This window comes from Adlercreutzia equolifaciens, from assembly GCF_029076695.1.
In the GTDB taxonomy this organism is placed as follows: Bacteria; Actinomycetota; Coriobacteriia; order Coriobacteriales; family Eggerthellaceae; genus Adlercreutzia; species Adlercreutzia equolifaciens_A.
In genome coordinates this window covers 1,236,498-1,257,259 of record NZ_JARFIK010000002.1, presented here as the reverse complement: position 1 = coordinate 1,257,259, position 20,762 = coordinate 1,236,498, and the positions used below count along the sequence as shown (strand labels likewise).

At 64.7% G+C, this 20,762-nt stretch carries 17 protein-coding genes and 1 tRNA gene; 13 read left to right on the top strand and 5 right to left on the bottom strand.

The genetic code is table 11. From position 1 onward, the window contains the following. Nucleotides 1-187 precede the first annotated feature (187 nt). On the bottom strand, nucleotides 188-739 hold the full coding sequence (locus PZH32_RS10775; protein ID WP_275208176.1) for a FumA C-terminus/TtdB family hydratase beta subunit: 552 nt from the start codon (nucleotides 737-739) through the stop codon (nucleotides 188-190). Between the two features lie 67 nt (nucleotides 740-806). Further along, nucleotides 807-1,658: a fumarate hydratase gene (locus PZH32_RS10770; protein ID WP_275208174.1), complete on the bottom strand. Its 852-nt coding sequence runs from the start codon at nucleotides 1,656-1,658 to the stop codon at nucleotides 807-809. 173 nt (nucleotides 1,659-1,831) lie between these two features. Here PZH32_RS10770 and PZH32_RS10765 point away from each other — a divergent pair, with 173 nt between their 5' ends. The 9 genes from PZH32_RS10765 (at nucleotide 1,832) to PZH32_RS10725 (ending at nucleotide 11,901) form a co-directional block, all read left to right on the top strand. Next, nucleotides 1,832-2,995: an NAD(P)-dependent malic enzyme gene (locus tag PZH32_RS10765; RefSeq protein WP_275208172.1), complete on the top strand. Its 1,164-nt coding sequence runs from the start codon at nucleotides 1,832-1,834 to the stop codon at nucleotides 2,993-2,995. A 7-nt stretch (nucleotides 2,996-3,002) separates the two neighbouring features. Further along, a complete protein-coding gene (tmk, locus tag PZH32_RS10760; protein WP_275208170.1) occupies nucleotides 3,003-3,743 on the top strand; it encodes a dTMP kinase in 741 nt (246 codons plus the stop codon). Continuing rightward, nucleotides 3,736-4,893 (top strand): ATP-binding protein, encoded by a 1,158-nt coding sequence (locus PZH32_RS10755; protein WP_275208168.1) that lies wholly within the window; start codon nucleotides 3,736-3,738, stop codon nucleotides 4,891-4,893. Before tmk ends, PZH32_RS10755 begins: the two co-directional genes overlap by 8 nt. Next, complete coding sequence (locus PZH32_RS10750; RefSeq protein ID WP_275208166.1) at nucleotides 4,871-6,427, top strand: PSP1 domain-containing protein; 1,557 nt, start codon at nucleotides 4,871-4,873, stop codon at nucleotides 6,425-6,427. Before PZH32_RS10755 ends, PZH32_RS10750 begins: the two co-directional genes overlap by 23 nt. A gap of 15 nt (nucleotides 6,428-6,442) precedes the next feature. Beyond that, nucleotides 6,443-7,897, top strand: a complete 1,455-nt coding sequence (locus PZH32_RS10745) for a nicotinate phosphoribosyltransferase (RefSeq protein WP_275208164.1) — start codon at nucleotides 6,443-6,445, stop codon at nucleotides 7,895-7,897. Between the two features lie 105 nt (nucleotides 7,898-8,002). Continuing rightward, complete coding sequence (locus PZH32_RS10740; RefSeq protein ID WP_275208162.1) at nucleotides 8,003-8,929, top strand: DegV family protein; 927 nt, start codon at nucleotides 8,003-8,005, stop codon at nucleotides 8,927-8,929. A gap of 2 nt (nucleotides 8,930-8,931) precedes the next feature. Beyond that, on the top strand, nucleotides 8,932-9,882 hold the full coding sequence (locus PZH32_RS10735; RefSeq protein ID WP_275208160.1) for an NAD(P)-binding domain-containing protein: 951 nt from the start codon (nucleotides 8,932-8,934) through the stop codon (nucleotides 9,880-9,882). Between the two features lie 18 nt (nucleotides 9,883-9,900). Next, nucleotides 9,901-10,878, top strand: coding sequence for a 4Fe-4S cluster-binding domain-containing protein (locus tag PZH32_RS10730; RefSeq protein ID WP_275208159.1), 978 nt, complete (start codon nucleotides 9,901-9,903; stop codon nucleotides 10,876-10,878). Nucleotides 10,879-10,998: 120 nt separating this feature from the next. Continuing rightward, nucleotides 10,999-11,901 carry a DegV family protein gene (locus PZH32_RS10725; RefSeq protein WP_275208157.1) on the top strand — a complete coding sequence of 301 codons (903 nt, stop codon included), beginning with the start codon at nucleotides 10,999-11,001 and terminating at the stop codon, nucleotides 11,899-11,901. A 63-nt stretch (nucleotides 11,902-11,964) separates the two neighbouring features. On the opposite strand, the gene PZH32_RS10720 is transcribed toward PZH32_RS10725, so the two are convergent. After that, nucleotides 11,965-13,002, bottom strand: a complete 1,038-nt coding sequence (locus PZH32_RS10720; protein WP_275208156.1) for a TIGR03915 family putative DNA repair protein — start codon at nucleotides 13,000-13,002, stop codon at nucleotides 11,965-11,967. 5 nt (nucleotides 13,003-13,007) lie between these two features. Next, nucleotides 13,008-14,606: a putative DNA modification/repair radical SAM protein gene (locus tag PZH32_RS10715; protein WP_275208155.1), complete on the bottom strand. Its 1,599-nt coding sequence runs from the start codon at nucleotides 14,604-14,606 to the stop codon at nucleotides 13,008-13,010. Between the two features lie 302 nt (nucleotides 14,607-14,908). Between PZH32_RS10715 and pyrE the strand changes: the two genes are divergently transcribed. Further along, the gene (gene pyrE / locus PZH32_RS10710; RefSeq protein WP_275208154.1) at nucleotides 14,909-15,592 is read left to right on the top strand and encodes an orotate phosphoribosyltransferase; all 684 of its coding nucleotides are present in this window, start codon (nucleotides 14,909-14,911) and stop codon (nucleotides 15,590-15,592) included. A gap of 251 nt (nucleotides 15,593-15,843) precedes the next feature. Then, nucleotides 15,844-15,918: transfer RNA gene (locus PZH32_RS10705), tRNA-Thr, on the top strand. A gap of 618 nt (nucleotides 15,919-16,536) precedes the next feature. Here PZH32_RS10705 and PZH32_RS10700 read toward each other — a convergent pair. Beyond that, nucleotides 16,537-18,015 carry a helix-turn-helix transcriptional regulator gene (locus tag PZH32_RS10700; protein ID WP_275208153.1) on the bottom strand — a complete coding sequence of 493 codons (1,479 nt, stop codon included), beginning with the start codon at nucleotides 18,013-18,015 and terminating at the stop codon, nucleotides 16,537-16,539. Between the two features lie 290 nt (nucleotides 18,016-18,305). On the opposite strand from PZH32_RS10700, the gene PZH32_RS10695 reads away from it, so the two are divergent. Both PZH32_RS10695 and PZH32_RS10690 read left to right on the top strand, forming a co-directional pair. Beyond that, a complete protein-coding gene (locus PZH32_RS10695; RefSeq protein ID WP_275208151.1) occupies nucleotides 18,306-19,976 on the top strand; it encodes an FAD-dependent oxidoreductase in 1,671 nt (556 codons plus the stop codon). 65 nt (nucleotides 19,977-20,041) lie between these two features. Next, nucleotides 20,042-20,539, top strand: coding sequence for a hypothetical protein (locus PZH32_RS10690; protein WP_275208149.1), 498 nt, complete (start codon nucleotides 20,042-20,044; stop codon nucleotides 20,537-20,539). The last annotated feature ends 223 nt before the right edge of the window (nucleotides 20,540-20,762 follow it).

The following is a 20,762-nucleotide window of genomic DNA, read 5'->3' as shown; positions in this document are numbered from 1 at the left end:
GGCAAAAAGAAATAGCGAAGATGATGCCCATGAGTCGGTACCGTCCCCGGCCTGGTGCTGGCGAAGTGGAAGCTATTTCTTAACGGCCGCGTTCTCCAGGGGGCGCTCAGAGGTCGACGGACTGTCCCCTCCGAGCGCTTCTCGCTCGGTTTACTGTGCTGATCTCGCGCTTTCTTGATTAGAAAACTTATTGGGCTGCGGCTTCTATCTCTCGGTAGAGGTCGCGGCCTTTTGTGTCGATGGCTACGTAGGCGGGGAAGTCCTTGAGCTCTAGTTTGCGCAGGGCCTCGGTGCCCAGGTCTTCCCAGCCGATGAGCTCGCTTTCGGTGACGGCTTTGGCCAGCAGCGCCGCTACGCCGCCGACGGTGCAGAGGTAGATGCTGCCGGTGTCTTGGCAGGCCTGCACAACGGCGGGACTGCGCTTGCCCTTGCCGATACAGGCCACGATGCCGGCCTCGAACAGCTGGGGCGTGGCGAAGTCCATGCGGCTGGCGGTGGTGGGGCCCACCGAGCCCAAGGGGCGCCCTGCGGCTGCGGGCGTGGGGCCGGCGTAGAACAAGGTGGCGCCTTCCAGATCAAAGGGCAGACGGCCGGTGTCCTGCAGGCATTGGAGGGCGCGCTCGTGGCCGGCATCGCGCATGGTGTAGACCGGGCCCGAGAGCAGTACGTGGTCGCCGGCTTCCAGGTCGGCCACGGCTTCGCGGGTAAGCGGCAGGGTGAGAGAGACAGATTTCGACATAGGGGACATCCTTACCGAAGCGGTTCGCCTCCCTTCGAAGGCGGACGGGGGAACGGGGTCGTCGGGGTTACACAAGATCAATGGAGGCGCTGCGCATGGCGCAACAGCCCATGTTCACGGCCACGGGCAGCGCGGCAATGTGACAGGGCGCCGTTTCCAGATGCACGGCCAAGGCGGTAGGGGAGCCGCCCAAGGCGCCCGGCCCCAGGCCCAAGGCGTTTACTTCGGCCAGCAGCTCTTCCTCGAAGGCGCGGGCCTCGTCGTTGGCGGCCGGGCTGCCCACTTCGCGCAGCAGAGCGTGCTTGGCAAGCCCTGCCACCTTGTCGAAGGTGGCGCCCACGCCCAAGCCGATGACCAGGGGCGGGCAGGCGTTGGCCGCTTTCTCGCGCACGCAGTCGAGCACAACCTGGCGCACGCCGGCCGCACCGGCTCCCGGGGCCAGCATGACCACGCGCGAGGCATTGTCGGAGCCGCCGCCCTTGAGCAGCACGTGCAGGCGGGCATGGGCACCGGGGACAAATTTCACTTCGCAGAAGGCCGGGGTGTTGTTGCCGGTGTTCGTGCGATCGAATAGCGCGTCTTTCAGAAGCGACATGCGTAGGCGTCCGTCGGTGTAGGCGCGGGCCACGGCGTCGTTGGCTTCGGAGAAGATGTTGCCGGGCACCGCCAGCTCTTCACCTACCTCCAGGCATACCCAGACGCTGCCGGTGTCTTGGCACAGCGGCACGCCGTCCTCTTCGGCAATGCGGGCGTTCTCCAGAATGCTATCGAGCACGCCGGCGGCGCGGTTGTCCGCCGAGCAGTCGGCGCGCGCCTGCTCGATACCGGCGCGGAAATCGGGCCGCAGGGTGGTGGCGCAGGTGCGGATGGCGTCGTAGACCGCCTGGCCCACGCGCTGGGCGTTGAGGGGGCTTTCCATGGGGTTCCTCTCTTTCGGTTGCCATCAGTGTAGCGCAAAGCGCTCAGGTGTGGGACTTGTGCGCAGCCGCGCGTACGCGGGCGGCTTCGGGGTACAATAGGCAGGTTAGAACCAAGATGAACGCCGGCGGCTCTCGAAGTCGCGGCACCCAAGGACGCGGAGGATAGGACGTCATGGATATTGCTCAGGAGTCGTTGGAAAAGCACGGGCAGTGGCAGGGGAAGATCGAAACGGTCTCGAAGGCCCCCCTGGTCGACCGTCATGATCTGGCCTGTGCCTACACCCCTGGCGTGGCCGAGGCCTGCAAGGCCATCGCCGCCGACCCCGAAGCAGCCTACGCCTATACCATCAAGTCCAACACCGTGGCCGTGGTGTCCGACGGCAGCGCGGTGCTGGGCCTGGGCAATATCGGGCCGTTGGCGGCCATGCCGGTGATGGAGGGCAAGGCGGCCCTGTTCAAGGCCTTTGGCGGCGTGGATGCCTTCCCGATCTGCCTGGACACCCAGGACACCGAGGAGATCATCGAGACGGTTATCCGCCTGGCCCCGGCTTTCGGCGGCATCAACCTGGAGGATATTGCCGCGCCCCGCTGCTTCGAGATCGAAGCGCGCCTGAACGACGCCCTCGACATCCCCGTTTTCCACGACGATCAGCACGGCACGGCCATCGTGGTGCTCTCGGGCATCATCAACGCCCTGCGCCTGACGGGCAAGGACAAGGCCTGCGCCCGCGTGGTGGTAAACGGCGCCGGCTCGGCGGGCATCGCCATTGCGAAGCTGCTGCTGTCCTATGGTTTCGCCAATGTCACCATGTGCGACATCAAGGGCATTGTGAGCTCGGCCTACGAGGGACTCAACGAGGCCCAGCGCGCCATGCTGGAGGTAACGAACTTGGATGACGCCCAGGGCACCTTGGCTGATGCCATGGCCGGTGCCGATATCGTCATCGGCGTGTCGGCCCCGGGTGTTATCACGCCGGAAATGGTGTCCTCCATGGCCGATGACGCCATTGTCTTCGCCATGGCCAACCCGGTGCCGGAGATCTTCCCCGACGAGGCCCGCGCCGCCGGAGCCCGCGTGGTGGGCACGGGCCGTTCGGACTTCCCGAACCAGGTCAACAACGTTATTGCCTTCCCGGGCATCTTCAAGGGAGCTTTGGAGGCCCGCGCCGAGCGCATCACCGAGCCCATGAAGCTGGCAGCCGCCGAGGCTCTGGCCGCCCTTGTCTCGGACGAAGCGTTGAACGAGGACTTCATCATGCCCGATCCCTTTGATCCGCGTGTGGCCGATGCCGTGGCCGCGGCCGTGCGCGACTGCGCCCTGGCCCAGGGGGAGTAGCCTGACCGTGTCCGAGGCCGTACGCACATATCCCGGCACCTTCGTCACCTTCGAGGGCGGAGACGGCGCCGGCAAGTCCACCCAGATCCGCTTCCTGGCCCGCGTGCTGCGGGACGCGGGGCGCGAGGTGCTCTGCCTGCGCGAGCCCGGCGGTACGGCCGTGGGCGAGGCCCTGCGCGCCGTGGTGCTCGATCCGGCCCATGAGGCCATGAGCGATCGAGCCGAGCTGCTCATCTACGAGGCGGCCCGCGCTCAAATTGTGGCCGAGGTCATTGCTCCGGCGCTCAGCCGCGGGGCCGTGGTGCTGTGCGATCGCTTCGCCGACTCTACGGTGGCCTACCAGGGGTACGGGCGCGGGCTCGACCGCTCGTTCATCGAGGCGGTCAATGGCTTCGCTTGCGCCGGCGTCGCCCCCGATGCCACGGTGCTGCTGGTGGCACCCGCCGAGACCGTGCGCGTGCGCATGGGCCATCGCGCCGAGGCCGACCGCCTCGAGCGCGCCGGAGACGAGTTCCATGATCGCGTGGGGGAGGGTTTTGCGGCCCTGGCCGCTGCCGATCCGAGCCGCGTGCACACTGTGGAGTCGCAGCGCCATCGCGCCGATACGTTCCGCTTGGTGCTGGAGGCGGTGTCCGAGGTGCTTCCCGAAGCTGGCGCGTTTCTGGCATCCGGTCAGGAAGTGCTGGATACCGTGGTGGCTGAGGAGATGGCGCGCAAGCGCCTCGAAAAGGAGCGTATCGATGGCTGACGCCTTCGAGAACATACTGGGCCAGCCCCAGGTGCGCGAGTTTTTGCGCGCCTCGGTGGTTTCCGAGCGCGTTACCCAGGCCTACCTGTTCGTGGGCCCGGCGGGCTCGAACAAGACCAGCGCGGCGTACGCCCTGGCCCAGGCGCTGCTGTGCCCCAAGGGTCCCCATGGGCCGCGGGGCGGTCTATGCGGCGCCTGCGACCAGTGCGGTCGCATTGCTCGGCGCAAGCACCCCGACGTGCGCTACTTCGCCCCGGAAGGGGCGGCGGGCTATCTGGTGGAGCAGGTGCGCGACATCGTATCCGATACCGCCTTGGCCCCCATCCAGAGCACGCGCAAGATCTACATTCTCGACCGCGTGGACCAGTTGGGCGTCAGCGCCGCCAACAGTTTCCTGAAAACCCTGGAAGAGCCGGCTGACGATGTGGTGTTCATCCTGCTGGCGCGCACGCGCGAGTCGGTGCTTCCCACCATTTTGTCGCGCTGCCAGGTGGTGCCGTTTCGCCATATTCCCGCCTCGGAGGCGGCGGCCATCGTGTCCCAGAATACCGGGGCGCCCACCGACCAGGCGCGCATTGCCATCGAGGCCTGCGGGGGCTCCATTACCGGAGCCGTGGGTTTTCTTCGCGCGCCCAACAACGAGCGCTTGGCGTTTCGCACGCAGCTGTTCGAGAACTTGTTCCGCCTGCCCTACGCCGACGACTGGGACGTGCTGGAGATGGCGGCCGATATGGTCAAGGCCTCCCAGGCGCCCTTGGACGCCATGCGCGAGAGCCAAGAGGCCGAACTGGCCGAGAACGCCGACTTCTTGCAGAAATCGGCCCTGCGCGAGATTGAGCGCCGCCATAAACGGCAGCTGTCGGCAAAGACGCGGGAGAGCCTGCGTCAAACGCTGTCCCTCACGCGCTCGTGGCTGCGCGACGGGCTCATGCTGGTCTCGGGTACGCCCGAGCTAGTCATCAACGTCGACGTCATCGACCGCTTGAGCGAGGTGTTCGCGGGCCTGGCCCCGGCTCCTCTGGCCGCGGCCGCCGCCAAGGTGGACGCCTGCGAGCGCGCCCTTGCCTATAATGTATCCCCAGAAACGTGCATCGACACGTTGCTGTTTGATGTAAGAGAGGTTTTGCATGGTTCGGGTAGCACCGATTAACTTGACATTTAACCCCCGGACGCTCTGGTTCGATCCCGGCGATCTGGTTATCGAGAAAGACGCCCCGGTGGTGGTGCGCACGGCCCGCGGTACCGAGTTCGGCATTGCGGCCAGCGACATTATCGAGGTGCCTGAGGAGCAGGTGAAGGCTTTGAAGACGCCCCTGCGTCCCGTGGAGCGCCTGGCCACGGACGAGGACGTGGAGCGCGCCGCCGAAATGGAGGCGAAGTCCCGCGAGGCGCTGCCGGTGTTCAAGGACATGGCGCGCGAGGCCCACGAGGACATGCATCCGGTGTCCGTGGAGTTCCTGCTCGACGGCGACAAGGCGGTCTTCTACTTCGAGGCCGAGGAGCGCATCGACTTCCGCGAGCTGGTGCGCAAGCTGGCGGCCCATTTCCACGTGCGCATCGACATGCGCCAGATCGGCGTGCGCGACGAGGCGCGCATGGTGGGCGGCCTGGGCCACTGCGGTCAGGAGCTGTGCTGCAAGCGCTTGGGCGGCGAGTTCTGCCCCGTGTCCATTCGCATGGCCAAGGAGCAGGGCCTCTCGCTCAATCCCCAGAAGATCTCGGGTCTGTGCGGGCGCCTGATGTGCTGTCTGCGCTATGAGTTCGACGCCTACAAGGACTTCAAGAGCCGCGCGCCCAAGCTGAACGGCACGGTGCAGACGCCCATGGGTCCGGCCAAGGTGGTGGACCACGATGTGCCGCGCGAAATCATCTCGCTCAAGGTGGAGGGCGAAAAGCCGGTGAAGGTGCCCCTGGCCGATTTCGATCCGCCGAAAGAGGGCAACCGTCCCACCGTGGTGGGAGAGGAGGCCTGGGAAGAGGCCACCACTGAGCACAGCCCCATGCAGAGCGAGGCGCTCATTTTCACCACGAGCCAGTTCACCGGCTCGGATAAGCTGGCCGAGGGGCCGAAGGTGCGCCATACGGGCGGCGGTGGTCGCTCGAAGAAGAGCGATGAGGGCTCGCGTCGGTCGAGCTCCTCGTCCAGCAGCCGTTCGCGCCGCAGCGGCCGCGGTGGCAATGCCGAGGCGCCCGCGCCGACTCAGCCGCCCCGTCGCCGCCGCCGCTCCACGAAGTTGGCCCAAGGCGAAGACGGGCACGCCTTGGAGCGCGTGTCCACCTCGCGCAGCGAGGGAAAGGGCGATGGCGCCAAGGACGGTGCTCCCAAACGCGTGCGCCGTTCCCGCGACGGAGGCTCGACGCGCGCCGACGGCGCCAAGGCATCTTCCGGTGCCAAGCAGGGGCAGGGAAAGTCCTCTTCGAGCCGCAAGGCCAAGAGCGGTGCCCCCCGTCCCGGGCAGAAGTCCTCGGGCCTGCGTCAGCACGACGATGCGGCGCGCCGGGGCGAGGGCGCGTCGGGCAAGGGCGGGGCACGGCCCGCGGGTCAGGGCTCGGCGCCCAAGACCGAGGGCGAGGCTCAGCGGAAGCCCCGTCGCCGGCGCCGCAGCCATAAGCAGAAAAGTGAGGGGGCCGGGGGAAATGGAGCGTCTGGCGGCAACGCAGGCGCTAACGGTTCGGGCAATTAGGAAGGCCTCTTACACATGAAAGTTGATTACGCGCTTCTCACCGACTTGTACCAGATCACCATGGCCCAGGGCTATTGGGATGCGGGCAAAGTGAACGAACAGGCCTGCTTCACTATGTACTTCCGCGACTACCCCTTCAAGGGGGGCTATGCGGTGGCCTGCGGCATGGCGCAGCTGGCCGATCTGGTGGAGAGCTTCGGCTTTAGCGACGACGATGTGGCCTACCTGGCCTCACTTGACGCGCCGGGCGGCGGCCGCCTGTTCGCCCCAGAATTTTTGGAGTACCTGCGGAACTTAGAGCTTTCGCTGGACATTGCGGCGGTGCCCGAGGGCACTATCGTGTTTCCCCACGAGCCCTTGGTGCGCGTGACCGGCCCCATCATGCAGTGCCAGCTCATCGAGACGGCGCTGCTCAACATGGTGAACTTCCAGACGCTCATTGCCACCAAGGCGGCGCGCGTCTGCCGGGCGGCCCAAGGGCGCCCGGTGGCCGAGTTCGGACTGCGTCGAGCCCAGGGCCTCGGCGGCGTGTGGGCGTCGCGTGCCGCGGTGGTTGGCGGCTGCGCCTCCACCTCCGATGTGCTGGCCGGCAAGCTTTTCAATATCCCCGTATCGGGTACCCATGCCCATTCCTGGGTCATGTCCTTTGACGACGAGCTGACGGCCTTCCGCGAGTATGCCCGCGTATTCCCGAACAACTGCATTCTTCTTGTCGATTCCTACGACGTGGAGCAGGGCATCAAGAATGCCATTACCGTAGGTCTGGAGATGAAGGAGCGCGGCGAGCGCCTGGCGGGCATTCGCATCGATTCCGGCGACTTGTCGTGGCTCTCCAAGATGGCCCGCTCGATGCTCGACGAGGCGGGGCTGGAGGACTGCGGTATTGTGCTGTCCAACGATTTGGACGAGTACACCATCAAGTCCATTTTGGACGAGGGGGCCGACGTCATGTCCTTCGGCGTGGGCACGAAGCTGGCCAGCGCCTACGATCAGCCCACCTTGGGCGGCGTGTACAAGCTGTCGGCCGTGCGCGCCACGCCCGATTCCCCTTGGACGAACCGTCTGAAGATTTCCGAGTCGGCGGCAAAGCTGACCACCCCGGGCGTGCTCGATGTGCGCCGTTACTACCAGGCCGACGGTCATATCGCCGGCGACATGGTGTTCGACATCAACGAAGTGCCCGATGCCCGCGAGATCATCGTCGACCCGCTCGACGATCTGCGTCAGAAGAACCTCCAGGGTCTGCACTTCGAGACGCTGTTGAAGCCTCTGGCCCGGGACGGTCGCGTGGTACTCGACGCCGAAGGCCGCTCGGCCATGGCGGCGCGCCGTCGCGCCCAGGAGGGGCTCGAAACCTTGGATGAAAGCCAGCTGCGCATTCTCAACCCCCATACCTATCCGGTTGGTTTGGAGCTGGGGCTCAACGAGCGCCGTCGCCGTCTGGTGGCCGAGTTGCGCCATATTCTGTAACTGCGTTTGGGGGCGTCGTGGGCGGCGCTCCCGGTAAGAAGGCGGCGCCTTGGTGCCGTTAAATCGAAAAGGACGGGGCCTGCCTTGTCCAGGAAGGGGTCAGATATGGCCGACTGCCATTTGATCATCGACTCGTGCTGCGATTTGCCCGCTCGGATGGTCAAGCGCGACGGCGTGACGCTGATGAAGTTTCCCTACATTGTCGAGGGGGGCACCTATGAGGACGATCTGTTCGAGTCCTCGTCGGCGCAGGAATTCTACGAGGCTATGCGCAAGGGCGCCGAGCCCTCCACGGCCCAAGTATCGCTGCAAACCCTGACTGAGACATTCACCGAGGCGGCCAAGGCCGGCGTTCCCACCGTATACTTGGCCTTCTCCAGTGGACTGTCGGCCACTTTCGATGCCGCCTGCGTCGTGCGCGACCAGGTGTTGGCGGACTATCCCGACTTCGAGCTTCACCTGGTGGATACGCGTCTGGCCTCGGTGGCCGAGGGTCTGCTGGTCTGCGAGGCGCTCGTCCAGCACGAGAAGGGCATGACGGCGGCCGAGCTGGCCGCCTGGGCCACCGAGGCGCGCTGCTTCGTGAACGAGGAGTTCATGGTCGACGACCTGGACGCGCTGCGCCGCGGCGGGCGCATTCCCGCTTCGGTGGCCGTGGCGGGCGCCGCGCTGGATGTGAAGCCCCTGCTCAACATTGGCGAGGACGGCAAGTTGGCCCTGATCGGCGTGGCTCGTGGCCGCAAAAAGGGCATCAAGCAGCTAGTGGAGTACTACAAAAAGAACGTCGACGCCTCGGGTCCGAGCCACGCCGTGGTCATCGGCCATGCGGACTGCCCGAAAGACGCGCAGCGTCTGAAGGAGCTGCTCATGAAGGAGGATCCGAATGTGCTGTGCCTCGAGTGCAGCATCGGCCCCACCATCGGCAGCCATGTGGGTCCCGAAATGCTGGCCGTGGTGTTCTGGGGGCGCGATAAGCGCGAGAACGTGTCGGTAGCCGACCGTATTGCACGCAAAGTGAAGGGAGAGCGGTAGTCATGGCAAATCTGTACGCCTACGTGGGCGCCCCGTCGTTCATTGGGGCCGTGGAGCCGCGCTTGGCCGCCGCGGGATTCAAGCGGGTGCAGGACGTGGCCTCGGCGTCGCTCGTGGTTACCTTCTGCACGTCCCAGACGGCGCTTGAGGATCTCTACTTCGGCGACGATGGTCTGGTCACGGTGATGGCGCCGGGGGCGGTGCTGATCGACCTGTCGGCTACCACGCCGAACTTCGCCCGCGAGATCAACGCCGTGGCCACGGTGAACGACCTGGTCATGGTGGAAGCGCCCTTGACCGTGCGCTCCCTGGTGGCTGATCCGGCCTTCGGCCCTGATAACCTTATGGCACCCGTGGCGTGCGAGGGCGACGTGCCCGTCGAGGCCCAGGCGCTGCTGGAGGCCGTGTTCGGCGAAGTGCGGGATGTGGGGGCCCCGGGCGCGGCTCAGTTGGTGCGCGCCGGGCACACCTTGGAGCTGGCGGCGCATTTGGTGTCGGTCATTGAGGCCCAGGCCCTCAATGACGCGGTGGCGCGCAGCGTGGGCACGGCAGGTAAGCTCGATGTGCGCCTGGGCGGCCAAGAGGCCGATCCCGTGGTGCGCGCCCTGCGCGAAAAGCGCTTCACCGGCGCCTATACGGTGGAGATGCTGCTGGCCGAGCTGTCTTCGGCGCTTATGGCCGCTGACGACGCCGAGCTCATTTTGCCCCAGGCGGAGGCCATGATGCATCTTCTGGAGCTTTTGGCCGTCATCGGCGGTGCCGATATGGCGCCGGCCGCCTTGACGCTTATCTACCACGAAGAGGCGGAGGGAGCCGCTGCCGGTCTTGACTGGACGCGGGCCGAGCAGGCCTACGGGCAGCACTCCTCGGACGAGGACGACTGGGGCGACGAGTTCGATGACGGTTGCGGCCACGACCACGACTTCGACGACTTCGATTTCTCGAGCAACTAGCGGTGCCGGAGGCGTGGCGTGCTGGTAGGCGCAGAAAACGCTTCCTCGATGGAAGCATGCCGGCTCTGCCCTCGGGGGTGTGCCGTTAACCGAGCCGCGGGTCAGCGTGGGGTGTGCGGTGCGCCCGCCGATCTGCGCGTGGCGCGGGCGGCCCTGCATTATTGGGAAGAGCCGCCCATTTCCGGCGAGGACGGCAGTGGGACGATCTTCTTCGCTCACTGTCCGCTGCGCTGCGTGTACTGCCAGAACGCCGACATTGCCCTGGGGGAGCAGGGGCGGCCTGTGTCGGTGGAGCGTTTGGCCGCCATTATGGGCCAGCTTCAAGAGGCGGGGGCGCTCAATATCAACTGCGTCACGCCCACCCACTACGCTCCGCAGATTCGCCAGGCAGTGGAGCGAGCCCGAGCCGATGGCATGGCGCTGCCGGTGCTGTGGAACACCAGCGGCTATGAGACCGTGGAGGCCATTGAGGCCAACAGCGGTTTTGTCGATGGCTATCTGACTGATTTCAAGTACGTCGACGGCACCTTGGCGGCCGCGTACTCCCATGCTGCCGATTACTGCGACGTTGCCCTGGCGGCCCTTGAGGCCATGGTGGAAACGGCGGGGGAGCCGCGCTACGACGAGTATCGCGGCCAAGAGCGCCTGACAGGCGGCGTGGTCGTGCGCCATCTGCTGCTGCCGGGGGCCTTGGACAACTCCAAGGCGGTTGTGAAGCTGTTGCACGAGCGCTTTGGAGGCTCCGTGCGGCTTTCGCTTATGAACCAGTACACGCCGGTGATCGCGCGCTTTGCCCGAGAGGGCCGCGCGGGCGCTCGACGGGCGTTGGAGCGCTATCCTCAGCTGGCGCAGACGGTGCCCGATGATGAATACGAGGCGCTTTTGGATTACGCCGATGGCCTGGGGGTTGCGGACTACTTTTGGCAGGAGGGCGGTGCCTGCGAGGAGAGCTTCATCCCTGCCTTTGACTTTACCGGTGTGGACGAAAATTGTTAGGAGCCTGGTCATGGGGTCGCCGCTTAGGTACCATGGCGGAAACGGTTTCGCATCGGCCGTCGGTCCTCGGGGCCGACGCATCCGCTGCTCGGTTTCAATGGTCTTCGGAAAGGAGACGTTGTGATTAAGATCGTGACCGACTCGGTAGCTTCTCTTCCCGCCGGCATGGCGGAGAAGCGCGATATCGAGGTAGTGTCTCTTTATGTGAATCACGAGGGCCAGGAATACTTGGATGCCACGATGGATGTGGACCGTTTCTACGAGAACATCCATGTCATGGCCGAGAATCCTCCTTCGTCAAGTCAGCCCTCCCAGCACACCTTTGATCAGCTCTTCGAGAAGGCCGCCGCGGCCGGCGACGAGGTGCTGGGCGTTTTCATCTCGTCCCGTATGTCTGGCACCTTTGAGGGCGCCATCCGCAGCGCGCGCCGCTGCAAAGAGCGCTTCGACCAGTTTCGCTGCGCTCTGGTGGATTCCACCAGCAACTGCGGGGACGAGGCGTTTCCCGTGCTCGATGCGGCCGATGCCCGGGATGCCGGCGCCGATCTTGACGGCTGCACCGAGGCGGTGGTTCAAGGGGTGAGAAGCTCGCGCTTCCTGTTCGTGCCCGAGAGCCTGGCGTTCCTGAAGGCTGGTGGTCGCATCGGCGGTGCCTCGGCGCTGTTGGGCAGCTTGCTGCAGATAACCCCTGTGCTGACCGTGGCCGATTGGGAGGCCACCACGCTGGCGAAGGTACGTACCACGAAGAAGGCCATGGCCCATATGGTCAAGGTGTTCCAGGACGATGTGGCCGCCCATGGACTTAAGCGCGTGGTGGTACACTACATCGGCTCGGCGGCGCCGGCCCTGCAATGGGCCCGCGAGGTCATTGAGCCTTTAGTGGGACGAGCGGTGGATGTGCTGCCGGTGAGCCCCGTTATCGGCACTCATGTGGGGCCGGCTGTGGGCATTGCCTACGAGTGCGAGCAGCCGCTGTCGGGAAAGCTGACGGGCCCCACCGACGAGCTGGTGTTCTGTCTGTAGGGATCTGGCGTTCTGCCCTGTGCGCGACGCGTCCTTTCCCTCCCTGGAAGGACGCGTCGCTTTCTACCCCTGCATGCGCAGCGCGGCAGGGGTTTCCTGCATTTCAGTGAGGTTTTTCCAGAAGCGCTTCGGCATGAAGTGACGGCGCAGTTCCGGGTTGTAGCGGGCATCGATGGAGACGCACCGGTAGAAGGTGCGCCACGCCTCGCTGTAGAGCTGCTCTTCGGCCGTGGGGTCGGGCAGGGGCAGGGTGAGATTCTCGGCGCTGCCGGTGTTCACCAGATACCAATCGCCCCCGTCGTAGACGCCGGCCAGGTGGTGCACCTCGTCGTAGATGATGAAGGGCTGTACGTTGAAGCGCTCGACGAAGTGGGGCATGATGAGCGGCACCACCGAGGCTTTGGGATTGCAGCGGGCAAACCAGAGGTCCTGAGCCTGACCGTCGCCCAAATGCTGGAAGCGGATGAACTGCCGCATATGCTCGCACTCGTTGTTGATGGCCCGGGTTATTTTGAACAGGGGCTCCACAGCCGGGTGCGAGATGTCCGAGAAAGCCGCCGCTCGGCGCTTCGGGCACGGGCCTTTGCCCCGTGCGCCGGGGCAGCTGGCGCTTTTACGGCAGGTGGCGCAATCGCGGCGCTTCTGCTCGTCCATGGCATAGCGCACGAAGCGATAGGCGGCCGTGCCGGCATCGGGCTGATCTGAGAGGGAGGCGCGCTTCACGGCTTCGAAGCTGTAGGAGCCGCACTGGCGACGGATGCCCGCGGCCACGCGCTTGGCATGGGACTCATTGGTGTCGATATAGGCTACGCGCTGCCCCAACCGGGGTTGCAGCAACCGTGCTGGCGCCACGTCCGAGGGATACTCGTGGTTGGCATAGGCGGCGAAGATGGCCGAAAGCAGTCCCTCCAGGGTGCCATCGTAGGCATAGGCTACCTCGTCGTAGACTTCCGGGGAGGGTGGGGCGCCCAGGGATTGCGTGCCTCGGGACCGCGCATCGCGGGACCGTGCATCTCGGGACAGTGCGCCCTGGGACTGCGCACCTTGGGATTGTGTCCCCAGGCGCTGTGCGCCCTGGGAAGATACGTGTTGGACACTCACGGCCCTCACCCTACCTGAAGGAGGGGATGACCGGGGTTGGTAACGCGATGCCCGGCAGCCTGAGGCATTCCGCGCTGGGCCGCGTTTGAGGATCCCTTGGCGTTCTCCTCGCGCCTTGATGTGCTGCAAGATGCGGCTGCGGAAGGGGCAACGGCGGCGGAAGCACCGATGGCGATGCCAGCTACGGGGCCGTTTGCGGCATTGAGGGCGCGCCGTTGGGCCTCGAAGGCGGTTTCCAGGGCGGCTTTGTTGCTGGCCGAAGCCTCGGGAAGCACTGCGGCTTGTTCCGTCGATTCGAAGAGCGTCATTTGCCCGGGAGTGGTTTTGGCGGCGCGCCGTCCGTGGCGGCCGCCATCGATGGGGGCCGCCAGGCGCGCGTGCAGGGCGTCCCGGGAAAAGTCGACGCCCTTGCCTCCGTAGCTGCCGTTCATGGTGATGAAGTAGCGAGCGCGCTTGTAGGCGATGCCCAGCTTGCGCAGCTCGGCTTCGCCTAGGGTGGACTGACGTCGCGCCCGCAGGATGAGTTTCGCCCCGCGCACGCCGATGCCCGGTACGCGCAGCAGTGCCTCAAGCGGGGCGGTGTTCACTTCAACAGGGAAGAAGTCCAGGTGGTTGAGGGCCCAGTTGGCCTTCGGGTCCACGTCGGGCTCGAGGAAGGGATGGTCCTCGTCGATGATTTCGGCCACGTTGAACCCGTAGAAACGCATGAGCCAGTCGGCCTGGTACAGGCGATGCTCGCGATTGAGCTGCACGGCGTCGGTGGCGGGCAAGAGCGGGTTTTTCACGACGGGCAGATAAGCGCTGAAGAATACGCGCTTGAGTTGCATGGTTTGATAGAGCGACGCTGAAAGGTTGAGGATGTGGTAATCGCTTTCGGGGGTGGCGCCGATGATCATTTGGGTGGACTGCCCAGCGGGGGCAAAGGCGCGGGCGCGCCGCACCGGCTTGGCCAGCGACTGATATATCGTGAGATTCTTGCGCTTGCGAGCGCGGGACTCCTTGTCGTCGGCAATAGAGTCGTGGATGTGGCGCATGGGGGCCAGGATGGAGGCGCGGGACTTCGCCGGCGCCAAAAGCCCCAGGCTCTGCTGGCTGGGCAATTCCAGGTTGACCGATAGGCGGTCGGAGAGGCGCCCCAGGGCATCGAGCAGCTCTACCGACGTACCGGGAATGGCCTTCGCGTGAATGTAACCGCGAAAGCCATAGTCCTCCCGCAGAATGCGCAGAGCCTCGACCATCAGCTCGGTGGTGCGATCGGGGCAGCCGACAACCCCCGAGGAGAGGAAGAGCCCTTCGATGTAGTTGCGGCGGTAGAAGCCGATAGTAAGATCGGCCAGTTCCTGAGGGGTGAAGGCGGTGCGCTTCACTTCGGTGTTGCTTTTGCGGTTGACGCAGTAGGCGCAGTCGTAGGTGCACACGTTGGTGAAGAGCACTTTGAGCAGCGTGATACAGCGCCCGTCGGGGGTGAAGGAATGGCAGCAGCCTGCTGCTCTGGTGGCGCCCAGCTGCCCGTTGCGCCCCGAGCGGTCTACCCCGGAAGAGGTGCAAGCCACATCGTATTTGGCTGCATCGGCGAGAATTTCCAGCTTCTCGATAACGTTCACCGCGCCTCCCTTCACCGCACACTTGTTCGCACGAAAGAATGTACGCTATAGTACCCGAATAAATGTTCGAATGCAATGGGGCGGACGGCAATGGATGAAGGACTGTGCTTGGCCGCAAGGCGGGGAAAGGCTTCCCGTGGGCGCGAGGGGACTTTTGCTCTCGATGGTGGCAGGGCGTGGAGGTAGACGCGTACGGGTCGAGGGCTCGTCCCGCAATCGGCTCGCTGCCGTACGGGCTCCATGGGCTATAATGGCTCCAATGAAAACGCGGCTTGGCGGCTGCCCGGTGAAAGGGGACCTGCGTGAACAACTACCAGCAGGAGTTTATCGAGTTCATGGTGGAAAGCGATGTGCTGAAGTTCGGCGACTTCACGCTGAAGAGCGGCCGCAAGTCTCCCTTCTTCATGAACGCCGGCGCCTATGTGACCGGCGAGCAGCTGCATCGTCTGGGTCTGTACTACGCCCAGGCCATCAACGAGAACTTCGGGCTCGATTTCGACGTGGTGTTCGGGCCGGCCTACAAGGGTATTCCGCTGGCAGTGGTCACCGCCATGGCGCTGCAGGAGCTGTACGGCAAGGAAGTGAAGTACTGCTGCAACCGCAAAGAAGTGAAGGACCACGGCGCCGATGCGGGCAACTTGCTGGGTGCCGAGCTGCACGACGGCGATCGCGTCATTATGGTGGAGGACGTCACCACCTCGGGCAAGTCCATCGACGAGACCTATCCCATCCTCATGGGGGCGGCCCAGGTGGACGTGAAGGGCCTTATCGTGTCGCTCAACCGTATGGAAGTGGGGAAGGGCGGCGTCACCACGGCCCAGAAGGAAGTGCAGGAGAAGTACGGCTTCCCCGTTGCCTCCATTGTGTCCATGGCCGATGTGAAGGAGTTCCTGCACAACCACGAGGTGGCCGGCCGCGTGGTCATCGACGACGAAATTTACGGACGCATCGAGGAATACTACGAGCAGTGGGGTGCCAAGGAGTAGCGCGCTGCTGCGCTCCTGGTCGGACGGTGGTCTACGGGGGTGCACGACCGACGGCGGCGTGGGCGCATGAGAGATGAGAGGCTGGCCGCAGGGCTGGAAGGCCCCAGCGGGCCAAAGTGAGTGCGGATTCGATGATGGCGGCGATCGAGTCTTTCCCAAAACGCACGGTTATCGTACAATACTCCGACACGCGAAGCTGCTTGTTCCGCAGTTCCTCTGAGGGGCGGCTGAAAGGGCTTCGGGTTGTTTTCGCCAGTGTGGCTCAACGGTAGAGCAACTGATTTGTAATCAGTGGGTTGCGGGTTCGATTCCTGTCACTGGCTCCAGAATTAAAAGCAGGTCAGAAGTAATTTCTGACCTGCTTTTTCTTTTGCTACAACTTTTTGGCGGTGGTCAATTGGCGTGCGTTTTCCATCCGTAAGGTGAAAAGGGGAGATTTTTGGTCAATCAGGGCGTGATTTCCATCGATTCAGCCTCTCGCGAGGCGAGGACGGTTTTTGCGCATGGTTCTGATCAGGGGAAACGCGAGGGCATAGTGAGGTTGATGGAAATCGCCCCCTGATTGACCGTCTAATCGATGGAAAACGCGGGGTAATTGACCAAAAAAGGCCTATTGACGATGTGTCGATGGAAAACACCCGGCGATTGACCACGCAGCTACCGGCATGATGGCAAATACCCGATGTTTGACCACAACGCGGTCCGCCGGCGTCCGGTGCGATGGAAAACACCCGGCGATTGACCACGTGGCTGCCGACATGATGGCAAACGCCAGATGCTTGACCACGATGCAGTCCGCCAACATCCGGTGCGATGGAAAACACCCAGCGATTGACCACTCGGCGCCACCACCCAGAGGCTTCGGGGGTGAAGGGGCATCGCTTCATGTACCGCTTCGCGCTGCGCAGCTCCCAGCTCGGCGCCACCACCCAGCACCCGACGCGCTACTCGAACTCCTGCTCTCCCAGGTCCACCAGTTCTTGGCGACTGTGCACGTCGAGCTTCTTGTAGATGTTCTTGACGTGGCCGCGGGTGGTGTTCTCGGAGATGAACAGTTTGCTGGCAATGGCGGCAATGCTGTGGCCGCGCATGAGCAGCTCGGCCACCTCGGTCTCGCGGGGCGACAGGCCGTGATCGCGCAGGTAGGAGTGCATGGCTTCCTGGCGATCCTCGAGGGCCTGCGCGGGCGACTCTGCGACAGCGATCTGCGCATCTGTCTCAGCAACGGTCGGAAAGGCGGGCTTGCCGGACGATAGCTGCTCGCTGCTGACCGTGGCGGGAACTTTGCGTCGGCCGCGGGCCACAATGACCAGGGCGATGGAGAGCAGCACCACGCACAGCAGCAGAACGGCGGCTCCGTGGGCCACATCGCCGGCAACGCTGGGGCTCAGCGCTTGGCCGATGGCATCGCCCACCACCATGCAGGCAAGTACGGGCGCCACGCAGAGCGCGTACAGCGGGGAGGGTGGCAAGGTGTGCTGAGCGGTGTATACGGCGCACGTGACCAGCAGCAAAAGATTGACCACCTCGAAGCCGAACATGAGGAATCCCACCAGCAGCGTGGTGTACTGATTGCCCAGCAGCGAGGGAACGAGAAAGAGAACGGTCAGAGCCGGAAAAAGCATCTGGTAGATGTGCAGGATGTCGAAGCCGCGGGTCAGGAACAATTCCAGGGCGGCCACCACCAGCGCAGCCGCCGCAAAACCCAGCAGTACGGCCATGGTGGCGCCCTCGCTTGAAACGGTGCCCAGGCGCGCTACCAGCTTCCAGACAAAGCCTACCGAGCACACGCACAGCACCGGGCGCCAAAGGTCGGCAACAACGGTGGCAACGGCAGTACGATCGAAGACGGTCAGCGGGTACAGATCGATCTCAGAGAGACTTCTCTGCAACGTGAGCAGGGCCAGGAAGGGCAGCACTACCACTGAGGTGAACATGAGCGCCGCTTCGGGCAGAAGACTTACGACAAAGTACAGGACAATGGACAAAACGGCCGAGAGCGGAATGTAGATAATGGAGCGCTGGCGCCCCTCGCTGACAAAGAAGGTTTGCCAAAGAAGAAAGAAGAGGGCCGAGGAGCCGCCCATGAGAACGCCCGCGATCATGCCGGCCCCCAGGGAGGCGTCTCCCAGATGGAACACGAGGAAGTATAGGAGGGCCGCCCCGCTGAGCATGAAGGCAGCTACCGTGGAAAGCCAAGAGGGAAGCTCGCGGCACCGACGGGCGCATCCGAAGCCCAGCAGCGCTACGGCCAGGGGAATGATCGCCTGCTCGCTCAAGGTGTAAAGGCGCCAGGGCTCAAGGATTTGCGCGCGCTCCTGAAACCCGGTCAGGGCAATAAACGTGACGGCCCAGAAAAATCCGAAGCCCAAATGGTGGAATTGCAGCCCGGCAAGCAGTTTTCCGGCGCGGCTCTGTGACATGTTCCCTCCCTTGACCCTTCTTATTCTAGCAGGGCGCCCCGAGCCCTTGGGGGCGATCCAGACCTTGGAGCGCCCTTGTTGAACGGTCTCTACCAGGCAAAACGTAAAAACAACCCAAAATGGGTCCCCCCTGATGAGCCCCCTCCCATTGCCTGGGTTGAATGGAGACGCAGCTCTTGAACCACCCATCTTGCGGTTTGTGGCGCGCGGTGACGCCGTGTCACTATGGTCCATGCATCCGGGGGATAGGGAACCTCGGACGCGCATGTTCGATCCTATAAGGAGGGTATATGGAACTCAACATCTCTCGCCGTAACCTGCTTCGCGGTGCTGCCGTTAGCGCCGCCGGCGTGGCAGCGCTCGGCATGGCTGCTTGCAGCCCCCAGGCTCCGGCCGAAACGGCCGCGGGTGAGAACCTGGCCGAGACCGGCGCCAAGCACACCTGGGAAGTGAAGCCCGAGCCCATCGCGGCCGACGCTATCACTCAGTCCGTCGACACCGAGGTGCTCATCATCGGTGGCGGCTACTCCGGCACCTGCTGCGCCCTGTCCGCAGCCGAGAACGGCGCCAAGGTTATTCTGGTGGAGAAGGACGCCGTGCTGAACGGCCACGGCGTGGGCGGCACCGGCGCTATCGCCTCGCGTGCCCTGGACGACCTGGGTATCAAGTTCGACAAGTCCATCGAGATGGAGCGCTGGGTGTCCACCTGCGGTAGCCGCTGCCGCGAGTCCCTCGTGGCCAAGTGGTTCCGCGAGTCCGAGCGCTGCATGAACTGGTTCCTGGATCTGGCCGAGGCCAACGGTGCCCAGTGCATGGTGACCGTGGGCTCCAACTCCACGGTGCACCCCGAGATTGCCTGCTACCACTTCATGTTCGGCGGCCCGATTTTCGAAGAGCACACCATGGCCGACTTCGTCGAGTACATGTTCGAGGCCGAGGCTAAGAAGGTGGGCGCCGAGTTCGTCTACGAGATGCCCGCCGTGCAGCTGGTGCAGGACGAGTCCGGCAAGGTGACCGGCGCTATCTGCCAGGACAAGGACGGCAACTACGTGCAGTACAACGCCAGCAAGGGCGTCGTGCTGGCCACGGGCGACGTGAGCTACAGCGATGAGTACATCAACGAGTTCGCCCCCATTGCCAACAAGGTTATGACCCGCCTGTGCTCCGACCAGGGCAACGTGGGCGACGGCCACAACATGGCCGCCTGGGCCGGCGGTGCCTTCCAGGACGGCCCGTGGCCCACGATGATGCACCCGCAGGCCGCGGCCACCTTCCATGGCCCCTTCCTGTTCGTGAACCCCGAGGGCAAGCGCTTCATGAACGAGGCCACCTGGGTTCAGGGCAAGTGCCTGGGCGTCATGGTGAACGGCGGCGCCGACCACGCCTGGTCCATCTTCGACAAGAACTGGCAGACCGACCTGCTGGGCAGCTTGGAGACCGGCGGCGGCATGTTCTGGGACACCTTCCGTGCCTATGGCTCGGAGCCCCAGGAGGCCGTGGACGGCCACACGGGCACCGTGGAGAACGGCCTGGTCGACGTGCCGGCCTACTACAAGCGCGCCGACACGCTCGAGGAGCTGGCCGAGCTGATCGAGGTGGATCCGGCCGAGCTGAAGGCCACCGTCGAGCGCTACAACGCGCTGTGCGCCAAGGGCGAGGACACTGACTTCTTCAAGGAGAGCCAGTTTCTGTTCCCCATCGAAGAGGGCCCCTTCACCGCCTGCATGGTGGCTCCCGGCCTGCTGGCCGTGGTGGGCGGCATCCACATCTCCGACAACTTCGAGGTGCTGACCGCTGACGACGAGCCCATCCCCGGCCTCTACGCCATCGGCAACTGCGCCGGCGACATCTACGCGGTGGACTACCCGATCAACATCCAGGGCAACAGCCATGGCCGCTGCCTGGTTCAGGGCAAGTGCCTCGGCGAGCAGCTGGCCGGTGTGTACCAGGAGCAGAACTAACCTAGGCCGAAAGGGACCTGCTTCGGCAGGCCCTTTTCTTCTTGATTGCGAAGGGGGTGAGCGGCGTGCCCGTCCATGCCGTTGATATCGATGCGGCCTTTGACCGCCTCGAACAACTCTATGCCGAGCTTCCTGCCATGGAGGCCCTGGCCGAGCGCCTTGAGCGCTCTCGCGACGCCGCAGCGGTGACGGCCGCGGCCGAGGAGCACGGGACCCATCAGGCGTTGCTGACGGCGGCCGAGGAAGGGGAGCGCTGTGCCCGTGCCGCCCTGGAAGCCGCCCAAGAGGGCGAAGCAGGGGCATCGGAGGCGCGGGTGGATGAGCTGCGCCGTGCCGCCGTGTACGCCGGGTCTCTCAAGGGCTACCGCATCGGGCCGGAGCGCCACGCGCGCCATCGCCTGGAGAGCGCCCTGGCCGAGAGCCCCTTCTCGACCGTGGCCGAGGCCACCGAGGCGCTGCTTGACGCCACCCAGACGACGGTGCTTGAGCAGCAGCTGGCGTCCTATCGCGCCCAATACGCCGAGGCCCTTGCGGCCTGCCAGGCTCTCTCGCCGGACGCCTAAGGCCCGAAGCCTTCTGACAGCTACTGCGCCTTTGCCGAGGCGCTGGCCGGTGGCCGCTGCCGAAAACCCGCCTGCCAGCGCGTATCTCGGCGCCCCTCCCTCCCAGGCGCCTTTCCGTGCCGCCCCGGTTCCCCTGGGGCGGCACGCGGCATTTACGGGGGTTTGCCGCGCGAACCGACGCTCCTTGTGCCAGGATTTCCCTTCCGTGCTATGATGGCTCGCG